We start from the raw sequence: 17,929 nt of genomic DNA, 5'->3' as shown, positions 1-17,929 counted from the left end.
AGGGTGAGGGTGCGGTGGCAGGCGGGTGGGCGCGCGGTTCTCCGGCGCGGGACTCCGGACGCGGAATCCCGGGCGCGGTGAGGCTGGTCGGGCGCGGTCGGGCAGGGAGTCTCAGGCGCGGGGGGCGAGGGCGGCGGCGAGGGCGTCGAGGGCGGACTGGGCGTCGTACGGGGAGGGGGTCCGCCCGGCGAGGAAGGCGAACGCCAGCAGCCGGCCGTCGGCGGTGACGACCGTGCCGGCCAGGGTGTTCACGCCGCTCAGGGTGCCGGTCTTGGCCCGGACCAGGCCGGCGCCCGGGGAGGTGGCGGCGTACCGGTCCTTGAGGGTGCCGCTGAAGCCGCCCACGGGCAGGCCGGTGAGGACGGGGCGCAGCGCGGGGCGGTCGGGGGCGGCGGCGCGGGCGAGCAGCGCGGTGAGGGTGGCCGCCGAGATCCGGTCGCGCCGGTCCAGTCCGCTGGCGTCGGCGAGGCGGACGCCGGTGAGCGGGACGCCGAGCTCGCCGAGGCGGGTGCGGATCGCCTCGGCGGCACCGGTGAAGCTGGCGGGACGGCCGGTGGCGATCGCGGTGTGACGGGCGAGGGCCTCGGCGAGGTCGTTGTCGCTGTTGGTGAGGGTGCGTTCGACCAGGGCGGAGAGCGGCTGGGAGTACGTCCTGGCGATGCCGGTGGCCTTCTCGGGGGCGCGGCCGGGGGCGGGCGCGCCCCGGGTGGCGATGCCGTGGCCGGCGAGCAGTGCGCCGAAGGCACGCGCGGTGTCCGCGGCGGGGTCGGCGGAGCGGGGCGCGGGGCCGCTGGTCGAGGAGTCCAGCCGGCCCTCGTCGGTCATCAGGGCGCTGACCGGGGCGATGTTGTCGTTGACGCCGATGGGGTGGCGGGCGGGGCCGGAGTAGAGCGAGGTGTCGTAGGAGAGCTGAATCGTTTCGACACCGCGTCCGCGCAGGGCCCGGGCGGTGTCGGCGGCCAGCGCGCGCAGCCGGGGCCGGTCGAGGGTGGGATCGCCGCCGCCGACCAGGGTGACGCGGCGGGCGTCGGGGGCGGCCACGACCGTGGTGCGCAGGCGGTGGGCGGGGCCCAGCGCGGTGAGCGCGGCGGCGGCAGTGGCGATCTTGATGGTGGAGGCGGGCGTCATCGGGGAGTCGGCGCCGCTCCCGTACAGCCGCTGCCCGGTCCGGGCGTCCACGACGGCCGCGGTGCGCACGGGGCCCAGGCCGGGGGCGGCGAGCAGCGGGGTGAGGGTGCCCGCGAGACTCCTGGCCGGCGGCGCGGGGGCCTCGCCGAGGGCGGCGAGCACTCCGGGCGCGCTGGGGGCGGGCGCGGGTGCCTGGCGGCCCGGTCCGTCCGGCTGCCCGGCCCGGTCGCTCCCGGACCCGTCCCCTCCCGGTCCCGGGCGCGCCCCGCCGTGATGTGCGCCACCTGTGGCGTGAGGGGCGGCGGCGAGGGCGCGCTCCGCCGTACGCTGACCCCCGTCCCAGGGACCCGCCGCGGCCGCCGCCCCGCCCGCGAGGAGCAGGCCGAGCACGGCGGAGCCCGCGGTGAGCCGCAGCAGCTTCGGCTCCCCCACGCTGACCAGCCCCTTTCGCGAGCACACATTGGCGTGAGGGACACTTAACCACTGAGCTGTGCCCCGAGCACGGCACCCCCGGTGAGCGCGGCGGTCCGATCCCGCCGGGGGGCGCATGACACCCGACATTTTGTGTTGATCTTGGAGGAGCCACCCGTGGAGTTCGACGTCACCATCGAGATCCCGAAGGGGTCGCGGAACAAGTACGAGGTGGACCACGAGACCGGTCGGATCCGCCTGGACCGTCGCCTCTTCACCTCGACCAGCTACCCGGCCGACTACGGCTTCGTCGAGAACACCCTCGGCGAGGACGGCGACCCGCTGGACGCGCTGGTCATCCTGGACGAGCCGACCTTCCCCGGCTGCCTGATCAAGTGCCGCGCCATCGGCATGTTCCGGATGACGGACGAGGCGGGCGGCGACGACAAGCTGCTGTGCGTCCCGGCCTCCGACCCGCGGGTGGAGCACCTGCGCGACATCCACCACGTGTCCGAGTTCGACCGCCTGGAGATCCAGCACTTCTTCGAGGTCTACAAGGACCTGGAGCCCGGCAAGTCCGTCGAGGGCGCCAACTGGGTGGGCCGCGCCGAGGCCGAGGCCGAGATCGAGGCCTCCTACAAGCGCCTGGAGGCGCAGGGCGGCGCCCACTGAGCGGCTCTTCCGGCACGACGGCGGGCGGTGCACCCCACGGGTGCGCCGCCCGCCGCGCGTGGCGCCCCTTGCTCATGTTCATACTGGGCAGACGGGTCGGATGGGAGTGAGGACGAGCACAGTGGCGCCGGAGACGGACGGTCCCGGTCCTGAGGACCGCAAGCCTCAGTCGGACGAGGCACACAGCGCCTTCGCACCGCCGCCGGGAGTGGAGCAGCCGCCGCCCCCCGAGGAGGACCACCCCACATCGGAGTTCGCCCTGCCGGAGGGGCTGGCGCCGGAGACCTCGGCCGAGCCCGGGGGTTCGGCGTTCGCGACTCCGTCGACGTACGCGGCGAAGCAGTCGCCGCCCGCGTTCACGCCCTCCCACGGGATGCCGGCCATACGGCTGTCGGAGGACGCGCCGTGGCAGGACCGGATGCGCACCATGCTGCGGATGCCGGTGAGCGAACGGCCGGTGCCCGAGCCGGTGCAGCGGCAGGGCGACTCGGCTCCCGCCGTGCCGCGCGTGCTGGACCTGACGCTGCGTATCGGCGAGCTGCTGCTGGCGGGCGGCGAGGGCGCCGAGGACGTGGAGGCGGCGATGTTCGCCATCTGCCGTTCGTACGGCCTGGACCGCTGCGAGCCGACGGTCACCTTCACGCTGCTGTCCATCACGTACCAGCCCTCGCTGGTGGACGACCCGGTCACGGCGAACCGGACCGTGCGGCGGCGCGGCACCGACTACACCCGGCTGGCCGCCGTGTACACCCTGGTGGCCGACATCAACGCCGACGACTACGAGGTCACCCTGGAGGAGGCCTACCGGCGCCTGGCGGAGATCCGGCGCAACCGGCACCCCTACCCGGGCTGGGTGCTGACGGTGTCGGCCGGCGGGCTGGCCGGTGCGGCCTCGATGCTGCTGGGCGGTGATCTCCGGGTGTTCCTGATCGCGGCGGCCGGAGCGATGCTGGGCGACCGGCTCGCGTGGTTCTGCGCCGGGCGCGGGCTGCCGGAGTTCTACCAGTTCGCGGTGGCGGCGGTGCCGCCGGCCGCGATGGGCGTGGTGGTGAGCCTGCTGCACGCCGGGCTCCAGCCGAACGCGGTGATCACGGGTGGGCTGTTCGCGCTGATCCCGGGGCGGGCCCTGGTGGCGGCCGTCCAGGACGGCCTGACCGGCTTCTACATCACCGCGTCGGCGCGGCTGCTGGAGGTCGGGTACTTCTTCGTCGCCATCGTGGTGGGCGTGCTGTCCGTCCTGTACGGGGGTGTGCAGCTGGGCGCCAAGCTCAACCCGGAGGGGGTGCTGGGCGCGGTCGAACGGCCCGCCCTGCAGATCCTGGCCGCGGTGGTGCTGTCGGTGACCTTCGCGGTCCTGCTCCAGCAGGAACGTTCCACCGTGCTGTTCGCCGCGCTCAACGGCGCGGTGGCGTGGGTGATCTACGCGTCGATAGCGGTGACGGCCGAGGGTTCCACGGTGATGGCCACGGCGGTCGCGGCCGGTGTGGTGGGCCTGTTCGGACAGCTCATGGCCAGGTACGAGCACACCTCGTCGCTGCCGTACGTCACGGCCGCCATCGGGCCGCTGCTGCCGGGTAGCGCCACCTACCTCGGGGTGCTGAACATCGCCCAGAACAACATGGACGCCGGTTTCACCTCACTGGCGCGGGCCGCGGCGCTGGCGCTGGCCATCGCGATCGGGGTGAACCTGGGCGGCGAGATGGCCCGGATGTTCATCCGGGCGCCGGGCTCGGCGGCGTCCCGCCGCGCGGCCAAGCGGACGCGCGGCTTCTGACGTACGGGGACGCCGCCCGGCCCGCCCGGCGGCGGGGCGGGGCGGGGCGGGAACGCGGCCCCGGCATCCGTGCCCGCTGCCCGCTGCCCGCTGCCCGCTGCCCGCTGCCCGAAGGACGGTGCGGGCCGGGGCGCCCGGGCCGGGACCCGGGCGGGCCGGGGTCAGCGCTTGGCGTGGCGGCCGCGCTGGGCCGGGGGCAGGCCGTCGGGGCCCTGCACCGCCGCGGCCTCCTTCTTGCCCTGGGACCGGGCGCGCAGGAACTCGATGACGATGGGGACGACCGAGATGAGCACGATGCCGATGAGGATCGTCTCGATGTGGTCGTGCACGAACTGCACCTTGCCGAGGGAGGCACCGAGCAGGGTGACACCGGCACCCCACAGCACGCCGCCGATGATGTTGAAGGTGATGAACGAGCGGTAGTTCATCCGGCTGACGCCCGCGATGATCGGCGTGAACGTCCGGACGATGGGAACGAAACGGGCCAGGATCAGCGACTTGGGGCCGTGCTTCTCGAAGAAGGCGTGCGCCTTCTCCACGTTCTCCTGCTTGAACAGCCGGGAGTCCGGGCGCTTGAAGAGAGCGGGACCCACCTTGCGGCCGAAGAGGTAGCCGACCTGGTCACCGATGATCGCGGCCAGCACCACCAGGGTGCACACCAGCCACAGCGGGTGGTGCAGCTTGCCGGTGGTGACCAGCAGGCCCGTGGTGAACAGCAGCGAGTCTCCGGGCAGGAAGAATCCGATGAGCAGGCCGGACTCGGCGAAGACAATGACCAGGACGCCGATCAGGCCGAAGTTCTGGATCAGATGGTCCGGGTCCAGCCAGCTCGGTCCGAGCGCAAGCGTATTCACGGGTTCCGGGGCTCCTGGGTCGGTGGGCGGGGACGGCTGCCCAAAGCTATCAACGCTTTCCGCGGACCCCCGGTTCCACGGCCCTCCGGCCTGCGCGGAGGGGGTTTTCGGTATCAAGCCGTGTCCGTACGGACCGGGGTCCCCGCCCCGGCGGGGCCGTCGGCCGTCCGTGCCCGCCCGGCGAAGCGGGCCGGCACGCGTCCCCGGGACGGGGTGTTCCCGTGGCGTACGGGTTCCGCTCGCCCTCCGCCAGCACACCGACCGACCAGGTCACGCGCCCTGTGCCAGCACCAGATCGAGGGCGGTCCGGCCGTCCAGCGACTCACGGACGACATCGGCGTGCCCGGCGTGCCGGGCGATCTCCTCGATCAGATGGAGCGCCAGCCAGCGCATCGAGACCCGCCCCTCCTTCGGGAACCACGGCGCGTCGGGCAGCGCGAACGTGTCGTCCAGGCTCGGCACCGACCGGATCAGCTCCTCGGTCCGCCGCGCCACGCCGTCCCAGTAGTCCAGCACCCCCTGGATCGTCTCGCCCTCCATCAGACGGAAGCCGTCCGCCCGGTCCTCCGCGGAGCGCGCGGTCTCGTCCGGCTCACCCCGCGCCATCAGCAGCCAGCCGTGCTCGGTCTCGGCGACATGCTTGAGCAGCCCCGACAGCGACAGTTCGCTGGCGCTGGGCCGGGACGCCGCCTGCTCCTCGGTCAGTCCGAGGACCGAACGGCGGACGGCGCCGCGCTGCGCCTCGATGAAGGAGAGCAGCGCGCCGCGCTCGTCGCCGGGGGCCTCCGCGGGAACGTGAGTGACCATGATGTGTCCGCCTTCTTCAGCAGTGCCTTCCTGACACCACCCAAACTACGGACCCTTGCGGTCAGGTACTGTCCTCAACTCCCGGCGTCAGAACGGGAAAACGGTCCGGCCGTGCTGGATCGAGATCCACTTCTGGGTGGTGAAGGCGTCCACCGTGGCGTCGCCGTTCAGCCGGCCGACGCCCGAGTGCTTCTCGCCGCCGAACGGCACGATCGGCTCGTCGTGCACGGTGCCGTCATTGATGTGGATCATGCCGGTGCGGACCCGCCGGGCGAGCCGTACCCCCCGCTCGACGTCACCGGTGTGAACGGCGCCGCTCAGCCCGTACGGGGTGTCGTTGGCGATCCGGACCGCCTCGTCCTCCCCGTCGAAGGGCACGATCAGCGCCACCGGGCCGAAGATCTCCTGGGACAGCACCGGCGAACCCGCGGGCAGGCCGGTCAGGACGGACGGTGTCACCACATTGCCCTCCAGGCCACCGCGGACCAGCGCCGTGGCGCCGGCCGCGACCGTCTGCTCCACCAGCGTGGCGACGGCCTCCGCCTGCGTGGCGTTGATCAGCGGGCCGATGTGCGTCTCCGGGTCGGCCGGGTCGCCGGCCCTGAGCGTGCGCACCTTGGCGACGAACTTCTCGGTGAACTCCCGCTCCACCGACCGGTCCACCAGGATCCGGTTGGCGGCCATGCAGACCTGCCCCTGGTGCACGAACCGGCTGAAGACGGCCGCGTCCACCGCGTAGTCGAGATCGGCGTCGTCCAGCACGACGAGCGCGCTGTTGCCGCCCAGTTCCAGGACGGCCCGCTTGAAGTTGGCGGCGCACACCGTGGCCACGTGCCGGCCCACCCGGTCGGAGCCCGTGAACGAGATGACCTGGGGCACCGGGTGCTCGATCAGCGCGTCACCGATCTCCGCGATGTCGGTGATCACGACATTGAGCAGGCCGGCCGGCAGACCGGCGTCCTCGAAGAGCTTGGCGACCAGGCTGCCACCGAGGATGGGCGTGTTCTGGTGCGGCTTGAGGACGACCGCGTTGCCCAGGGCCAGCGCGGGGGCGACGGACTTGATCGACAGCAGGAAGGGGAAGTTGAACGGGCTGATGACACCGACGACACCGACCGGGACCCGGTAGAGGCGGTTCTCCTTGCCGTCGACCGGCGAGGGCAGGATACGGCCCTCGGGGCGCAGGGCCAGGTGGACGGACTCGCGGAGGAACTCCTTGGCCAGGTGCAGCTCGAAGGCCGCCTTGGTCCGGGTGCCGCCGAGTTCGGCGATGATCGTCTCGGTGATCTCGGCCTCGCGCTCCTCGACCAGCCGCAGGGCCCGCTCGAAGACGGCTCGGCGCGCGTACGGGTTGGTCTCCGCCCAGGCGCGCTGGGCCCGCTCGGCCGCCCGGTAGGCCTGGTCGATCTCGTCGACCGTGGCCACCGTGATGGAGGCGAGCTTCTCCTCGTTGTACGGGTTGAAGTCGATGATGTCCCACGAGCCGCCGCCGGCCCGCCACTCACCGTCTATGTACTGCAGGGCCAGATCTGTGAAGTAGGACATGCCATCCCTTCCCGGGGGCGCGCGCACATCGGTTTGACGAGACGTCATCCTACTGGCGGGTCAGATGAGTTGGAGGAGTCCCCGGAGCACGTCCCGGCTCTCCTCGGGGCCCGGGCTGTCCTGATGCAGCCGCTCCATCACCCGTTCGTACTGGGCCACCTCCTCGCGCTTGTCCAGGTACAGCGCGCTGGTGAGCTGCTCCAGGTAGACCAGGTCGGAGAGGTCGGACTCCGGGAAGCGCAGCATGGTGAAGGCGCCGCTCTCACCCGCGTGCCCGCCGAAGCTGAACGGCATCACCTGGAGGGTGACGTTGGGGCGCTCGGAGACCTCGATGAGGTGCTTGAGCTGCTCGCGCATCACTTCCCGGTCGCCGTAGGGGCGGCGCAGGGCGGCCTCGTCGAGAACGGCGTGAAAGCGCGGCGCCCGCTCGGACACGAGCACCTTCTGGCGCTCCAGGCGCAGCGCCACCCGCCGTTCGATCTCGGCGCGCGGGGCGTCGGGCATACCGCGACGGACCACGGCGTGCGCGTACGCCTCGGTCTGCAACAGGCCGTGGACGAACTGCACTTCGTGGATGCGGATGAGCGAGGCGGCGCCCTCCAGGCCGATGTAGGTCTGGAACCAGCCCGGCAGCACGTCGCCGTAACTGTGCCACCAGCCCGCGACATTGGCCTCGCGGGCCAGCCCGAGCAGGGACGCGCGCTCGGTCTCGTCGGTCACCCCGTAGAGGGTGAGCAGGTCCTCGACGTCCCGCGCCTTGAAGCTCACCCTGCCCAGCTCCATGCGGCTGATCTTGGATTCCGAGGCCCGGATCGAGTAACCGGCCGCCTCCCGGGTGATGCCGCGCGACTCACGGAGCCTGCGCAGCTGCGAGCCCAGCAGGATGCGTCGCACCACCGAGCCGCTCGATTCACTTGGGGTCACGTCTTCCACCCTCCCCATCGCTGATGTGTACGACGGAGCCCCCCCGAGCCCCGAGGTGCCGGATTCTGCCACCAAAAAGCTTCACCCCGTACTCGTGCGGTTACACAAGGGGAAGGCTTGGCCGAACGCCGTGAAAGTCGTCGGCGGAAGATATGGCCAGGAACCGACACGCGGGGGAACACTTCGGGCGCGTGCACGTGCATCTGCCCTTGCATCCGGTGGTCGCATTGGGAACCATGGTGCCCGCGCACCTGCGTACTCGTTCGTGTTGTAGCGCCACAGCCGCGAATCCCGGGAGTGCCTCGCATGGGGACGAATGGATCGACCATGCTCGAGCCGTTAAGGCAGGGGCTTCCTCCGATCGATGCCGCCTCCGTCTCCAGCTCCGCCTCCTGCGCGCTGCCCGCGCAGTACGAAGCGGTGCGCGGGGCACGGCAGTTCACCAGCGTGACGCTCGCCCAGTGGGAGCTGAGCGACCGGTTCGACGACGTGGCCCTGGTCGTGTCGGAGCTCGTCACCAACGCCCTGCGGCACGCGCTGCCCGAGGACCCCCGGCCGGACGGCCGCACGGGTGCGGGGCGGCCCGCGGGGCACGATCCGTACGACCCGCCCGTGCGGCTGCACCTGATGCGCTGGGCGAGCCGGCTGGTGTGCGCCGTACGCGACCCGAGCCCGCAGAGCCCGGCGACGCGCGAGGCCGAGGAGGACTTCTCGGCGGAGTCGGGCCGGGGGCTGTTCCTCGTGGAGTCCTTCAGCGACGGCTGGGGCTGGCACCCGCTGGCCGGGACGCTGCGCGGCAAGGTGGTCTGGGCGCTGTTCCGCCTGACCGACTCGCCGGCACCGTAGCGGCGCGGGCGGCCGCCCGGCCGCGTACGGCCCACGGCCGTTCGCCGGGCCGGCGTGGCCGGGCGAACGGTCAGCCGCTCACCAGGTGGTCGAACTCGCCGTCCTTCACGCCCAGCAGCAGGGCCTCTATCTCGGCGGGCGTGTACACCAGGGCGGGACCTTCGGGGTGCCGGGAATTGCGTACGGCGACGTCCCCGCCCGGCAGTTTGGCGAACTCGACACAGGAACCCTGCGAGTTGCTGTGCCTGCTCTTCTGCCAGACGACCCCGTGCAGCTCCGTGGCCGCCATGCCGTTGTACACGTGGTGCACAGGACGCTCCCGAGATACATGGTGCAGGTGTCAACTATGTCGGATCATAGCTGTGTTCATTTGCAACTGCATGAGCAGATGCACGTGCACGCCGGGTGGCTCCCTGATTACAGCGCAAAAACGCCCCGTTCACGAGTACAGACGCACATCCGGCCGGTCCGGATGCCTCACGTCGCCCATGAGTGAAGCCCCCCGTGGCACCGTCGGGTGCCACGGGGGCTTCGAGCGCCCGCGGGGGGCGGCGGGGAGGGGCCGCCCTCGCGGGCCGGAACGCCGGCGGGGAGACCGGCGCGGGTGGTCCCGGGCCGGCGCGCGGGCCGGCGGGGGCCGGCGCGGGCGCGGGCCGGCGCGGGCCGGCGCGGGTCAGCGCGGGGAGGACGCGTACGGCAGCAGCGCCATCTCGCGGGCGCTCTTGATCGCGCGGGCCAGCGCGCGCTGCTGCTGCGCCGACACCCGCGTCACCCGGCGGCTGCGGATCTTGCCCCGGTCGGAGATGAACCTCCGCAGCAGGGCGGTGTCCTTGTAGTCGATGTACGTGATGCCGTCGCGTTCCAGCGGGTTGGGACGGGACGTGGCCGGCTTGCGCTCCGGGGCGCGGCGCGGGGACATGGGTCAGACCTCCAGGAGGGCGTCGAAGGCGTGCGGGAGCCGCTGCCAGGCCTCGCGGCCGGCGGCGTACTCCGCGTCGGTGAGCAGGCAGGAGTCGAGGAGCTCGGTCAGCCCCTCGCGGTCCAGGCCGGGCGAGGTGAAGACGAGGTGCTGGCAGCGGTCCCCGTACTCCGGGTCCCAGTCCAGCGCGGCAGCCGCCCGGCGCTCCGGCGGGACCATCTCCCAGGCGGCGTCCGGGAGCGAGGCCAGCCAGGGGCCGGCGCTCTCCACGCACAGGGCGCCGCCCGCCGCGTCCCAGCCCAGCAGCGTGTCGGGCCGGTCGGCCAGCCAGAACCGGCCGCGGCTGCGGGCGGCGGCGCAGGACAGGTCCTCCAGCGCGGCGTACAGCCGCTCCGGGTGGAAGGGCCGGCGCCGGTGCCACACGTACGTGGCCACCCCGCTCGCGTCCGCCTCCTGCGGCAGCCGCGCGCAGGACGGGTGCTGGGCGGCCGCCGCGGCCTCCACGTCGAACCCGGCGAGCGCGGCCGCCGCCAGGTCACCGTCCGCCAGCGGCACCCGCCGGGCCGTCGGGTGGAGCTGGTCCAGCAGCGCGCGGTCCTCGTCGTCGGCCCCGGGGCCGTCGGCCACGGCGAGCACGGTGGCGTACTCCAGCTGGCGCGCCCAGGTGTCGGCGACCGTGCGCTGGTCGGTGGTGGCCGCCGCGAGACCCGCGTCCATCAGGTCCTCGCCGTTGCCGAGGAAGGGCAGCAGCAGGGCGGGGTCGACGGCGGTGATCACCGAGGTGACGGTGAGCCCGGCCGCCGCGACGACCTCGGCCATCGCCTTCGGCTCGACCGAGTCCCACAGTTCGACCACCGCGAGCCGGGTGAGTCCGGCGTCGGCCAGCCGCTCCAGCTCGGGGACCAGGTCCTCGCGGAGCGCGCAGCACGCGCAGTCGTTGACCAGCGGGGCCTCACCCGTGGCCAGGACGCCGGTGGCGTCGCGCACGGTGCGCCGGACGGTGCCCGTGGTGGCGGTGGACAGGTCGTGGTGGAGCGCCACACTGCCGGGGACGGAGGCCAGCAGGCGCTCCACGGCGGCGGCCCGGGCCTCGGCGTGCAGCCCGCCGACGAGGGCGACGGACAGCATCAGCGGGCCTCGCGTCGCCGGCCGTACCGCTGCTCGAACCGCTCCACGCGCCCGGCCGTGTCGAGCACGCGGGCCTGCCCCGTGTAGAAGGGGTGGCTCGCGGAGGAGATCTCGACGTCGATGACGGGGTAGGTGTTGCCGTCCTCCCACTCGACCGTCCTGTCGCTGGTCGCGGTGGAGCGGGTGAGGAAGGCGAAGCCGCCGGCCTTGTCACGGAAGACGACGGGCTCGTACGGGGGGTGGATGCCGGGCTTCATGGCGCTCAGCGCTCCTCTCGGAAGTCGACGTGGCGGCCGACGACCGGGTCGTACTTGCGCAGCGTCATGCGGTCGGGGTCGTTACGGCGGTTCTTGCGGGTGACGTAGGTGTAGCCGGTGCCGGCGGTGGACCGGAGTTTGATGATCGGTCGGAGTTCGTTGCGGGCCATGGGGTTAGAGTAGATGGAAATGGTTTCCATTTCCAAGACAGTGTCCCGAGAGGTAGGTCACCCTTGTCCGCCCACTGCCAGCTGACCGGCGCCCAGCCGGGCTTCGGCAACCGCGTCTCCCACTCGCACCGGCGCACCTCGCGCCGCTTCGACCCCAACGTCCAGCGCAAGCGCTACTGGCTGCCGAGTGAGGGCCGGCACGTGCGGCTCACCCTCAGCACCAAGGCGATCAAGACCGTCGACAGCATCGGCGTCGAGGCCGCCGTGGCGCGGATCCGCGCCCGGGGGGTGAAGGTCTGATGGCCAAGAAGAGCAAGATCGCGCGCAACGAGCGGCGCAGGGCCGTGGTCGAGCGGTACGCCGGGCGCCGTGCGGAGCTGAAGGAGCTCATCCGCCGCCCGGGCACTCCGGAGGCCGAACGGCTGGCCGCGCAGGCCGAGTTGCGGCGCCAGCCCCGCGACGCCAGCGCCACCCGGGTACGCAACCGGGACAGCGTGGACGGCCGGCCCCGGGGGCATCTGCGGAAGTTCGGGCTGTCGCGCGTGCGGATGCGCGAGCAGGCGCACGCCGGATTCCTGCCCGGGGTGACCAAGTCGTCCTGGTGAAACCGGGGAGACCGCCTGATAGCTCGGCGCGGTCCTGACACCGGCAAGGGGGACTGGAACGTGCGTGAGCCCGTACGGACCTGGACCGTCGCGGTGGCCGGCCTCGCCGCCGCCCTGACCCTGACCGGCTGCGGCGGCGGCCACGACGACAGGGGCGGCGGCGGTGGCGGGCGCGCAGCGCCGGGCGGGGGCGGCCCGGCCACCCCCGGCGGCGCCGGCCGGCTGGAGGGTTCCTGGCCGGGCGTCACCGACGGCGGACCGGTCAGCCCGACCGTCCAGGAGGGCCGTGCCGTGCTCCTCGCCGGCTCCCGCCTGTGCCAGGGCACGGCCCGGGGCGCCGACACCATGGCCCTCTCGCTCACCCAACGACGACGACGGCACCGACCGCGTCAAGGGCTCCGGCGACGGCCGGCAGGCCGTCGTCACCTGGGCGAGCGGCACCAGGGAGACCCTGCGCAGGTCGCCCCTGAACCTCGCCCCGGCGGTGCCCACGAGCCCGCCGGGGCCGTCCCCGAGGCCCTGACCGGCCAGTCCCGCACGCCCGCACCGGGCCGGGCCCGCCGCCGCCCGGTCGCGGGCCGCCGCCAGCCGCCTCCGGACCGTCGTCGGCCAGGGCCCGGGCCAGCGCGTCCAGGTTCTCCGGCGGCAGCCGCGCCCGGTGGCGTACGCCGCAGGGGCGGCGGCCCGGTCCGGGAGGTGTGCCTCCGATCCCGGCCGCCGCCGTACGCGACGCACGGCGCGAGGGCCGGCCCGGACACGCCCCCGCGTCGCCCGGGCCAGCGCCCCGACGGCCCCGGCCCGTCACCGTGCCCCGCCGGGCGCACCCGCGCCCGCACCCGCGCCAGGTCCAGCCTCGTGGCCGTCAGCGGCCGATGCGGTCCCGGCCGGCCCGGACCTCGGCGCGGTCCGCGGCGGCCGTGCCCTGCTCCCAGCCCGCCCGGTCGGTCGCGCCGCGGACCCGGGTGGTGGTCGTCTCGGGGAACATCCGCTCCGTCCGCGACGTGACGGCCACGTCCCGCGCGGCCAGCACCGGCAGCAGGGTCGGCTCCTCGGCGTTCACGCGCCGCGTGGTGGCCGCCAACCGGTCGCCCAGGCGCTGGGCGTAGGCGAGCAGGAAGGATTGGCGGAACGTCTTCGTCCGCTTCCGGCCGCCCCGCTGCTGCTCCGCCTCCGCGCCGGTCATCGCGCTCGTCCCCTGGACCAGCAGCGAGGTGTAGAGCAGCTCCACCACCTCCAGGTCCGGCTCGAACCCGACGACGGTGGAGAAGCCGAACGCCTCGTTCCACACCGCGCGGCACCGGTTGGCGCCCGCGACCGCGTCGAGCAGGATCGCCTTGGTCGTCTCGTACGGGGCGTCGATCCCGATCCGTACCGCGGCGGGCTCGTCCGGGCTGTGGGTGCGCGCCGCCAGGGCCGCCTCGTCCAGGCTGTACCGGGCCATCAGCTCCTGCGCCTTCGCGGTGAGCGCCTCCGCCTCCTCGGGGTAGCCGGTCCCCTCCGCCTTGGCCAGCAGCGCCCTGATCCGGGCGAGCACGCGCGGCTCGCCGTGCGCCGGCGGGGCGTGCAGGGGCGAGCCCGGAACCGGGCCGGCCGGTTCCAGGGCGGGCAGCCGGGCCAGCAGCCGGTACAGCTCCAGCACGGCCGTGGCGTACGAGAAGCGGTCGGCGCGCCAGGGCCCGGCCGGCAGCTCGGCGAGCTGGGCGGCCCACCGGGGCGGCAGCCGGTCGTAGGCCCGTACCTGCCCGGTGATCAGGCCGGCGGCCAGCCGCACGTGGTGGTCCTCCAGCTCCCGCCGGACCAGCCGGGCCACATCGGCCGGCTGCCAGCCCCGCTCCCACGCCCGGCGCACCAGCTCCTCGCCCCGCCGGGCCAGCTCGGCGTCCGCGCCGGGGTCGGCGGCGAGCAGCGAGGCACCCGCGTCGAGGGCGGTGTCGTCCTGGGCGTACAGCGCGGCCGCCAGCGCCCGCTCGACGGTCGTCCCCGCGCCGCCCACCGAGTCGTGCACCGGCATGAGAAGCCTCCCTCGTCCGTACGGAACCACCACCCCCGAGTGTGTCAGTGGCCGCTGTGAGCGTGCGCGCACACCTGTACGCCAACGACAGGTACCGGCACCCGCCCCGCAGGCGTGGTCCGCCCACGCCGCCGTCCCGTCCGCGCACGCCGCTGTCAGTGCCGGGTGCCAGACTCGCGGGTGTGAACGGAAGGTGGGCTCTGCACGGTACCGAGGGCGGTGGCGCGCGGCTCGTCCCCCTCGGGCGGGACGGGCTGCCCGCCGGTCCGGTGCTGAGCGAGCCGGACCTCGTCGAGGCCGTGCGGGCGCGGCCCGGCGTGGGCCGGGGGGTGTGGCGGTCCACGGCCGAGGTCTATCCGCGGCTGCTGGCCGCGGGAGTGCGGGTCGAGCGGTGTTACGACATCGAGGACGCCGAGCAGCTCCTGCTGGGACACGAGGGGCGGCTGGGCGAGCCGCGCTCGGCGGCCGCCGCCTGGGCGCGGCTGCACCACCGCCCGGTGCCGCCCGACCCGCCGGCCAGGGCCGCCGAGCCCGGCTCGCAGTCCTCGCTGTTCGAGCCCCGCCCGATGGCCGTCCCCTTCGAGGGCCTGCTGGAGGTGTACGCCGACCAGCGCCGGAGGCACGACGCCGCCGAGCACCCCGACCGGATGCGGCTGCTGACCGCGGCCGAGTCGGCGGGGATGCTGGTGGCCGAGGAGATGCGGCGGGCCGGCCTGCCGTGGCGTGCCGATGTGCACCGGGCGCTGCTGACCGAGCTGCTGGGCGAACGGTACGCGGGCGTCGGCGAGCCGCGCCGGCTGGCGCGGCTCGCCGACGAGGTGTCGGCCGCCTTCGGGCACCGGGTGCGGCCCGACCTGCCCGCCGAGGTGGTGAAGGCGTTCGCCCGGGCCGGCATCACGGTGCGTTCCACCCGGCGCTGGGAGCTGGCCCGGATCGACCACCCGGCCGTGGAGCCGCTGCTGGAGTACAAGACGCTGTACCGGATCTGGACGGCGCACGGCTGGAGCTGGCTGCAGGACTGGGTGCGCGAGGGGCGGCTGCGGCCGGAGTACGTGCCGGGCGGCACCGTCAGCGGGCGCTGGACGGCCAATGGCGGGGGCGCCCTGCAGATCCCCAAGGTGATCCGGCGGGCGGTGATCGCCGACGACGGCTGGCGGCTCGTCGTCGCGGACGCCGACCAGATGGAACCCCGGGTGCTGGCCGCGATCTCCCGCGACCCGGGCCTGATGGAGGTCGCGGGCCATCCGGACGACCTGTACGCGCGGCTGTCGGACCGGGCGTTCTCCGGTGACCGCGCGCACGCCAAGCTCGCGCTGCTCGGCGCGATCTACGGGCAGACCAGCGGTGACGGCCTGAAGAACCTGGCGGCGCTGCGCCGCCGCTTCCCGCTCGCGGTGGCGTATGTGGACGACGCGGCGAAGGCCGGCGAGGAGGGCCGGCTGGTGCGCACCTGGCTGGGCCGGACCAGTCCCCGCGCGCCGGCCGCCGGCGAGGCGGAGGAGGCCGGCATCCCCCAGGAGGGGGCCGATGCCGACGACGGCCCCGCCCCGGGGTACGCGTCGGTGGACGCCCGCGCCCGCGGCCGGTTCACCCGGAACTTCGTGGTCCAGGGCAGCGCCGCCGACTGGGCGCTGTTGATGCTGGCCGCACTGCGCCGGGCGCTCGCCGGGATGCGGGCGGAGCTGGTGTTCTTCCAGCACGACGAGGTGATCGTGCACTGCCCGGCCGAGGAGGCGGCGGCCGTCACCGAGGCGATCCGCGCGGCCGGGGACACGGCCGGGCGGATCACCTTCGGGGACACGCCGGTGCGCTTCCCGTTCACCGTGGCGACGGTGGAGCGGTACTCCGACGCCAAGTGACCCGGGGCGGAGAGCGGGCTTCATCGCGGTCAGCCAGGAGGGGTCCGGCGCCACGGCCCCGAGCTGGGCAGTCGTCGCGGATGGCGTCGCGCGGCCGGCCGCGCGACGCGGGTAGTGCGCGTTGTACGAGGTGCTGGTGGCGCGCGGTCCGTTCGGCCGCAGCGCGTCGACCCGCCACTCGGTGACGCCCTTGCCCCGGGCGGGCCGCCGCGAGATGGCCACCTTGGTGCCGTCCGGCAGTGTCCCGCTCCACTCCGGCTGCCCGCCGGCCTCCCCGCGCGGCGTCGGGGTGGCCCGCATGAAGCCGAGCGTCTCGGTCCCGACGTCGTAGGCGGTCAGGTACCCGGTGGCGCCGTCGCCGCCGAGATGCCGCACAGGGGGCGGGCACACAGCGGCGGGCCCCGCGTCCGTGTTCCGGATGCGGGGCCCGCCGCTGCGGTCGCTCCACGCGGCTCGCCCGTCAGTCGACGGAGAGGGCGGCGTTCTCGGAGATGACGTCCTCCAGGACGTGGGAGAGGAAGGCGTCACCCTTGACCGCGGTGGAGTTCTCCACGCACTGCTGGTCCTGCGTGTCGTTGATGAGGTCCTGAACACCGACGTTGACCAGGGCCACGATGTTCTGGACGTCGGCCTGGATCGGCAGACCGACACAGGGCTTGTTGAGCGTGCCCTGCACCAGCCCGGCCTGCGGGCTCATGTAGCCACCGGTGACGGTGTTGCCGTAGGCCTGCCCGGAGAAGTTGCCGTTCTGCGTGTCGACTCCCCGGTCGCCCACCGCCGCGGCCATCGGCGCGGACGCGCCCAGCACGGCCGCGGCCACGCCGGCGGTAGCCAGAACCTTCTTGATCATGGTCCATCCTTCTCGTCGAGAGACCCGGCGCTCGGGTCGTCCTGCCGCGCCCGACCGATGGGCGCGCCACTCGGTCCTCATGGGGGTGTACGAGAAACCGGCCCGCATGACACCGCGGTCATGCGGGCCGGCCGCTTCGTGATCAGTTGTCGATGGCAGCTGCGCCGTTCTCGGAGAGGACGTCCTCCAGGAGGTGCGACAGGGCGCTGTCGCCCTTGACCGCGGTGGAGTTCTCCGCGCACTGCTGGTTCTGCGTGTCGTTCAGGATGTCCTGAACACCGACGTTGACCAGGGCCACGATGTTCTGGACGTCGGCCTGGACGGGCAGACCGATGCAGGGCTTGTTGAGCGAGCCCTGGATGAGCCCGATCTGCGGGCTCATGTAGCCACCGGTGACGGTGTTTCCGTACGCCTGCGAAGCGAAGTTGCCGTTCTGCGTGTCGACTCCCCGGTCGCCCACCGCCGCGGCCATCGGCGCGGACGCGCCAAGGACGGCCGCAGCCACGCCGGCGGTAGCCAGAACCTTCTTGATCATGGTCCATCCTTCTCGTCGAGAGACCCGGTGCTCGGGGTCGGTCTGATCAACAGCGCAGCGCCGTTTAGGTTGCGCCAGGTCACCCGAAGAGCTCAATCCGTAAAAGACGGATTCATCTTTTTTATGATGGTCGTTTTGGCATTGCCCGGGAATGCGGGGACCCCGGATCCTCGTGGGCGCCGGGCGGGCGGCGGAGGGTGTCTGACGGGGGCGAACGCGGGTACACGCCTCGTATGAACTCTCTCATCACGGAAACCGGTGAATTGGCAGCGAAAGACCATGTTGTCGGCATTGGTCCGCTGGTCGCGGGAATCCTCGTCGTCGGGTTCCTGATCGGCGCTTTCCTGCTCGGCCGGCGCATCAGGAACCGGGAGCCCGCACCTCCCTCCCCGGAGGAGCAGCCGCACCGGCCGGCGGACGCCGGACTGCCCGGCGAGGTGGAGGGGCACCGCAGGCCCGCGGAGATCACCGAGCGGGAGGACCGGATGATGCCCTACGAGCTGCGGCACGAGAACACCGAGCCGGACACCTCCCCGCGCACCGAGAAGGACGACAAGTGGCGCGGCGCTCCCAGCGGCGGTTTCGGCAGCGGCGGCCCCACCACCGGCAGCTGACGCGCCCCGGCCGGCCGCGC

The 17,929-nt window shown here is 73.5% G+C and carries 20 protein-coding genes; 7 read left to right on the top strand and 13 right to left on the bottom strand.

All coding sequences use genetic code 11. The features are described 5' to 3' along the window. Positions 1-111: 111 nt before the first annotated feature. The gene (gene dacB, locus AB0H53_RS19100; protein ID WP_362114240.1) at positions 112-1,560 is read right to left on the bottom strand and encodes a D-alanyl-D-alanine carboxypeptidase/D-alanyl-D-alanine-endopeptidase; all 1,449 of its coding nucleotides are present in this window, start codon (positions 1,558-1,560) and stop codon (positions 112-114) included. Positions 1,561-1,716: 156 nt separating this feature from the next. Between dacB and AB0H53_RS19095 the strand changes: the two genes are divergently transcribed. Together AB0H53_RS19095 and AB0H53_RS19090 are read left to right on the top strand one after the other, a co-directional pair. After that, positions 1,717-2,211, top strand: coding sequence for an inorganic diphosphatase (locus tag AB0H53_RS19095; RefSeq protein ID WP_019888410.1), 495 nt, complete (start codon positions 1,717-1,719; stop codon positions 2,209-2,211). Positions 2,212-2,311: 100 nt separating this feature from the next. After that, positions 2,312-3,985 carry a threonine/serine exporter family protein gene (locus AB0H53_RS19090; RefSeq protein ID WP_362114237.1) on the top strand — a complete coding sequence of 558 codons (1,674 nt, stop codon included), beginning with the start codon at positions 2,312-2,314 and terminating at the stop codon, positions 3,983-3,985. A gap of 161 nt (positions 3,986-4,146) precedes the next feature. On the opposite strand, the gene AB0H53_RS19085 is transcribed toward AB0H53_RS19090, so the two are convergent. The 4 genes from AB0H53_RS19085 to AB0H53_RS19070 all read right to left on the bottom strand — a co-directional run bounded on the left by AB0H53_RS19085 (position 4,147) and on the right by AB0H53_RS19070 (position 8,133). Further along, complete coding sequence (locus AB0H53_RS19085; RefSeq protein WP_362114234.1) at positions 4,147-4,839, bottom strand: VTT domain-containing protein; 693 nt, start codon at positions 4,837-4,839, stop codon at positions 4,147-4,149. Positions 4,840-5,109: 270 nt separating this feature from the next. Beyond that, a complete protein-coding gene (locus AB0H53_RS19080) occupies positions 5,110-5,646 on the bottom strand; it encodes a DinB family protein (RefSeq protein ID WP_362114231.1) in 537 nt (178 codons plus the stop codon). A gap of 87 nt (positions 5,647-5,733) precedes the next feature. Continuing rightward, positions 5,734-7,191, bottom strand: a complete 1,458-nt coding sequence (locus AB0H53_RS19075) for an aldehyde dehydrogenase family protein (RefSeq protein WP_362114228.1) — start codon at positions 7,189-7,191, stop codon at positions 5,734-5,736. A gap of 60 nt (positions 7,192-7,251) precedes the next feature. After that, positions 7,252-8,133 (bottom strand): helix-turn-helix transcriptional regulator, encoded by an 882-nt coding sequence (locus AB0H53_RS19070; protein WP_362114225.1) that lies wholly within the window; start codon positions 8,131-8,133, stop codon positions 7,252-7,254. A 288-nt stretch (positions 8,134-8,421) separates the two neighbouring features. Here AB0H53_RS19070 and AB0H53_RS19065 point away from each other — a divergent pair, with 288 nt between their 5' ends. Further along, complete coding sequence (locus AB0H53_RS19065) at positions 8,422-8,961, top strand: ATP-binding protein (protein WP_362114222.1); 540 nt, start codon at positions 8,422-8,424, stop codon at positions 8,959-8,961. 70 nt (positions 8,962-9,031) lie between these two features. On the opposite strand, the gene AB0H53_RS19060 is transcribed toward AB0H53_RS19065, so the two are convergent. The 5 genes from AB0H53_RS19060 to rpmG all read right to left on the bottom strand — a co-directional run bounded on the left by AB0H53_RS19060 (position 9,032) and on the right by rpmG (position 11,435). Beyond that, positions 9,032-9,271 (bottom strand): DUF397 domain-containing protein, encoded by a 240-nt coding sequence (locus AB0H53_RS19060; protein WP_362114219.1) that lies wholly within the window; start codon positions 9,269-9,271, stop codon positions 9,032-9,034. A 363-nt stretch (positions 9,272-9,634) separates the two neighbouring features. Then, complete coding sequence (rpsR, locus tag AB0H53_RS19055) at positions 9,635-9,880, bottom strand: 30S ribosomal protein S18 (RefSeq protein ID WP_362114216.1); 246 nt, start codon at positions 9,878-9,880, stop codon at positions 9,635-9,637. 3 nt (positions 9,881-9,883) lie between these two features. Further along, on the bottom strand, positions 9,884-11,008 hold the full coding sequence (locus tag AB0H53_RS19050) for a GTP-binding protein (RefSeq protein ID WP_362114213.1): 1,125 nt from the start codon (positions 11,006-11,008) through the stop codon (positions 9,884-9,886). Beyond that, positions 11,008-11,265 (bottom strand): type B 50S ribosomal protein L31, encoded by a 258-nt coding sequence (locus AB0H53_RS19045; RefSeq protein ID WP_362114210.1) that lies wholly within the window; start codon positions 11,263-11,265, stop codon positions 11,008-11,010. Before AB0H53_RS19045 ends, AB0H53_RS19050 begins: the two co-directional genes overlap by 1 nt. 5 nt (positions 11,266-11,270) lie before the next feature. Then, positions 11,271-11,435 carry a 50S ribosomal protein L33 gene (rpmG, locus tag AB0H53_RS19040; protein ID WP_009719228.1) on the bottom strand — a complete coding sequence of 55 codons (165 nt, stop codon included), beginning with the start codon at positions 11,433-11,435 and terminating at the stop codon, positions 11,271-11,273. Positions 11,436-11,498: 63 nt separating this feature from the next. Here rpmG and rpmB point away from each other — a divergent pair, with 63 nt between their 5' ends. Then, positions 11,499-11,735, top strand: coding sequence for a 50S ribosomal protein L28 (gene rpmB, locus AB0H53_RS19035; RefSeq protein WP_362114206.1), 237 nt, complete (start codon positions 11,499-11,501; stop codon positions 11,733-11,735). Beyond that, positions 11,735-12,040 (top strand): 30S ribosomal protein S14, encoded by a 306-nt coding sequence (rpsN, locus tag AB0H53_RS19030; RefSeq protein WP_362114203.1) that lies wholly within the window; start codon positions 11,735-11,737, stop codon positions 12,038-12,040. The genes rpmB and rpsN overlap by 1 nt, the downstream gene beginning before the upstream one ends. A gap of 862 nt (positions 12,041-12,902) precedes the next feature. Here the strand turns inward: rpsN and AB0H53_RS19025 are convergent. Next, the gene (locus AB0H53_RS19025; protein ID WP_362114200.1) at positions 12,903-14,051 is read right to left on the bottom strand and encodes a DUF2786 domain-containing protein; all 1,149 of its coding nucleotides are present in this window, start codon (positions 14,049-14,051) and stop codon (positions 12,903-12,905) included. Between the two features lie 182 nt (positions 14,052-14,233). On the opposite strand from AB0H53_RS19025, the gene AB0H53_RS19020 reads away from it, so the two are divergent. Beyond that, a complete protein-coding gene (locus tag AB0H53_RS19020) occupies positions 14,234-15,910 on the top strand; it encodes a bifunctional 3'-5' exonuclease/DNA polymerase (RefSeq protein WP_362114197.1) in 1,677 nt (558 codons plus the stop codon). A 460-nt stretch (positions 15,911-16,370) separates the two neighbouring features. Here AB0H53_RS19020 and AB0H53_RS19015 read toward each other — a convergent pair whose 3' ends face one another. Both AB0H53_RS19015 and AB0H53_RS19010 read right to left on the bottom strand, forming a co-directional pair. After that, the gene (locus AB0H53_RS19015) at positions 16,371-16,760 is read right to left on the bottom strand and encodes a rodlin (protein WP_362114194.1); all 390 of its coding nucleotides are present in this window, start codon (positions 16,758-16,760) and stop codon (positions 16,371-16,373) included. Between the two features lie 142 nt (positions 16,761-16,902). Then, entirely contained in the window at positions 16,903-17,295 is a 393-nt protein-coding gene (locus AB0H53_RS19010; protein WP_362114191.1) for a rodlin, read from the bottom strand. A 233-nt stretch (positions 17,296-17,528) separates the two neighbouring features. On the opposite strand from AB0H53_RS19010, the gene AB0H53_RS19005 reads away from it, so the two are divergent. Then, a complete protein-coding gene (locus AB0H53_RS19005; RefSeq protein ID WP_362114188.1) occupies positions 17,529-17,909 on the top strand; it encodes a DUF6479 family protein in 381 nt (126 codons plus the stop codon). Positions 17,910-17,929: the final 20 nt, after the last annotated feature.

The sequence above is a fragment of the Streptomyces sp. NPDC050856 genome, from assembly GCF_040653855.1.
GTDB lineage: Bacteria > Actinomycetota > Actinomycetes > Streptomycetales > Streptomycetaceae > Streptomyces.
This window is presented reverse-complemented; position numbering and strand designations above follow the sequence as displayed.

Coding starts and splice junctions, on each gene's coding strand:
- AB0H53_RS19090 (WP_362114237.1), top strand. CDS start 2,312: ATGGGAGTGAGGACGAGCACAGTGGCGCCGGAGACGGACGGTCCCGGT.
- AB0H53_RS19080 (WP_362114231.1), bottom strand. CDS start 5,646: ATGGTCACTCACGTTCCCGCGGAGGCCCCCGGCGACGAGCGCGGCGCG.
- AB0H53_RS19075 (WP_362114228.1), bottom strand. CDS start 7,191: ATGTCCTACTTCACAGATCTGGCCCTGCAGTACATAGACGGTGAGTGG.
- AB0H53_RS19070 (WP_362114225.1), bottom strand. CDS start 8,133: ATGGGGAGGGTGGAAGACGTGACCCCAAGTGAATCGAGCGGCTCGGTG.
- AB0H53_RS19065 (WP_362114222.1), top strand. CDS start 8,422: ATGGGGACGAATGGATCGACCATGCTCGAGCCGTTAAGGCAGGGGCTT.
- rpsR (WP_362114216.1), bottom strand. CDS start 9,880: ATGTCCCCGCGCCGCGCCCCGGAGCGCAAGCCGGCCACGTCCCGTCCC.
- AB0H53_RS19050 (WP_362114213.1), bottom strand. CDS start 11,008: ATGCTGTCCGTCGCCCTCGTCGGCGGGCTGCACGCCGAGGCCCGGGCC.
- AB0H53_RS19045 (WP_362114210.1), bottom strand. CDS start 11,265: ATGAAGCCCGGCATCCACCCCCCGTACGAGCCCGTCGTCTTCCGTGAC.
- rpmG (WP_009719228.1), bottom strand. CDS start 11,435: ATGGCCCGCAACGAACTCCGACCGATCATCAAACTCCGGTCCACCGCC.
- rpsN (WP_362114203.1), top strand. CDS start 11,735: ATGGCCAAGAAGAGCAAGATCGCGCGCAACGAGCGGCGCAGGGCCGTG.
- AB0H53_RS19025 (WP_362114200.1), bottom strand. CDS start 14,051: ATGCCGGTGCACGACTCGGTGGGCGGCGCGGGGACGACCGTCGAGCGG.
- AB0H53_RS19015 (WP_362114194.1), bottom strand. CDS start 16,760: ATGATCAAGAAGGTTCTGGCTACCGCCGGCGTGGCCGCGGCCGTGCTG.
- AB0H53_RS19010 (WP_362114191.1), bottom strand. CDS start 17,295: ATGATCAAGAAGGTTCTGGCTACCGCCGGCGTGGCTGCGGCCGTCCTT.
- AB0H53_RS19005 (WP_362114188.1), top strand. CDS start 17,529: ATGAACTCTCTCATCACGGAAACCGGTGAATTGGCAGCGAAAGACCAT.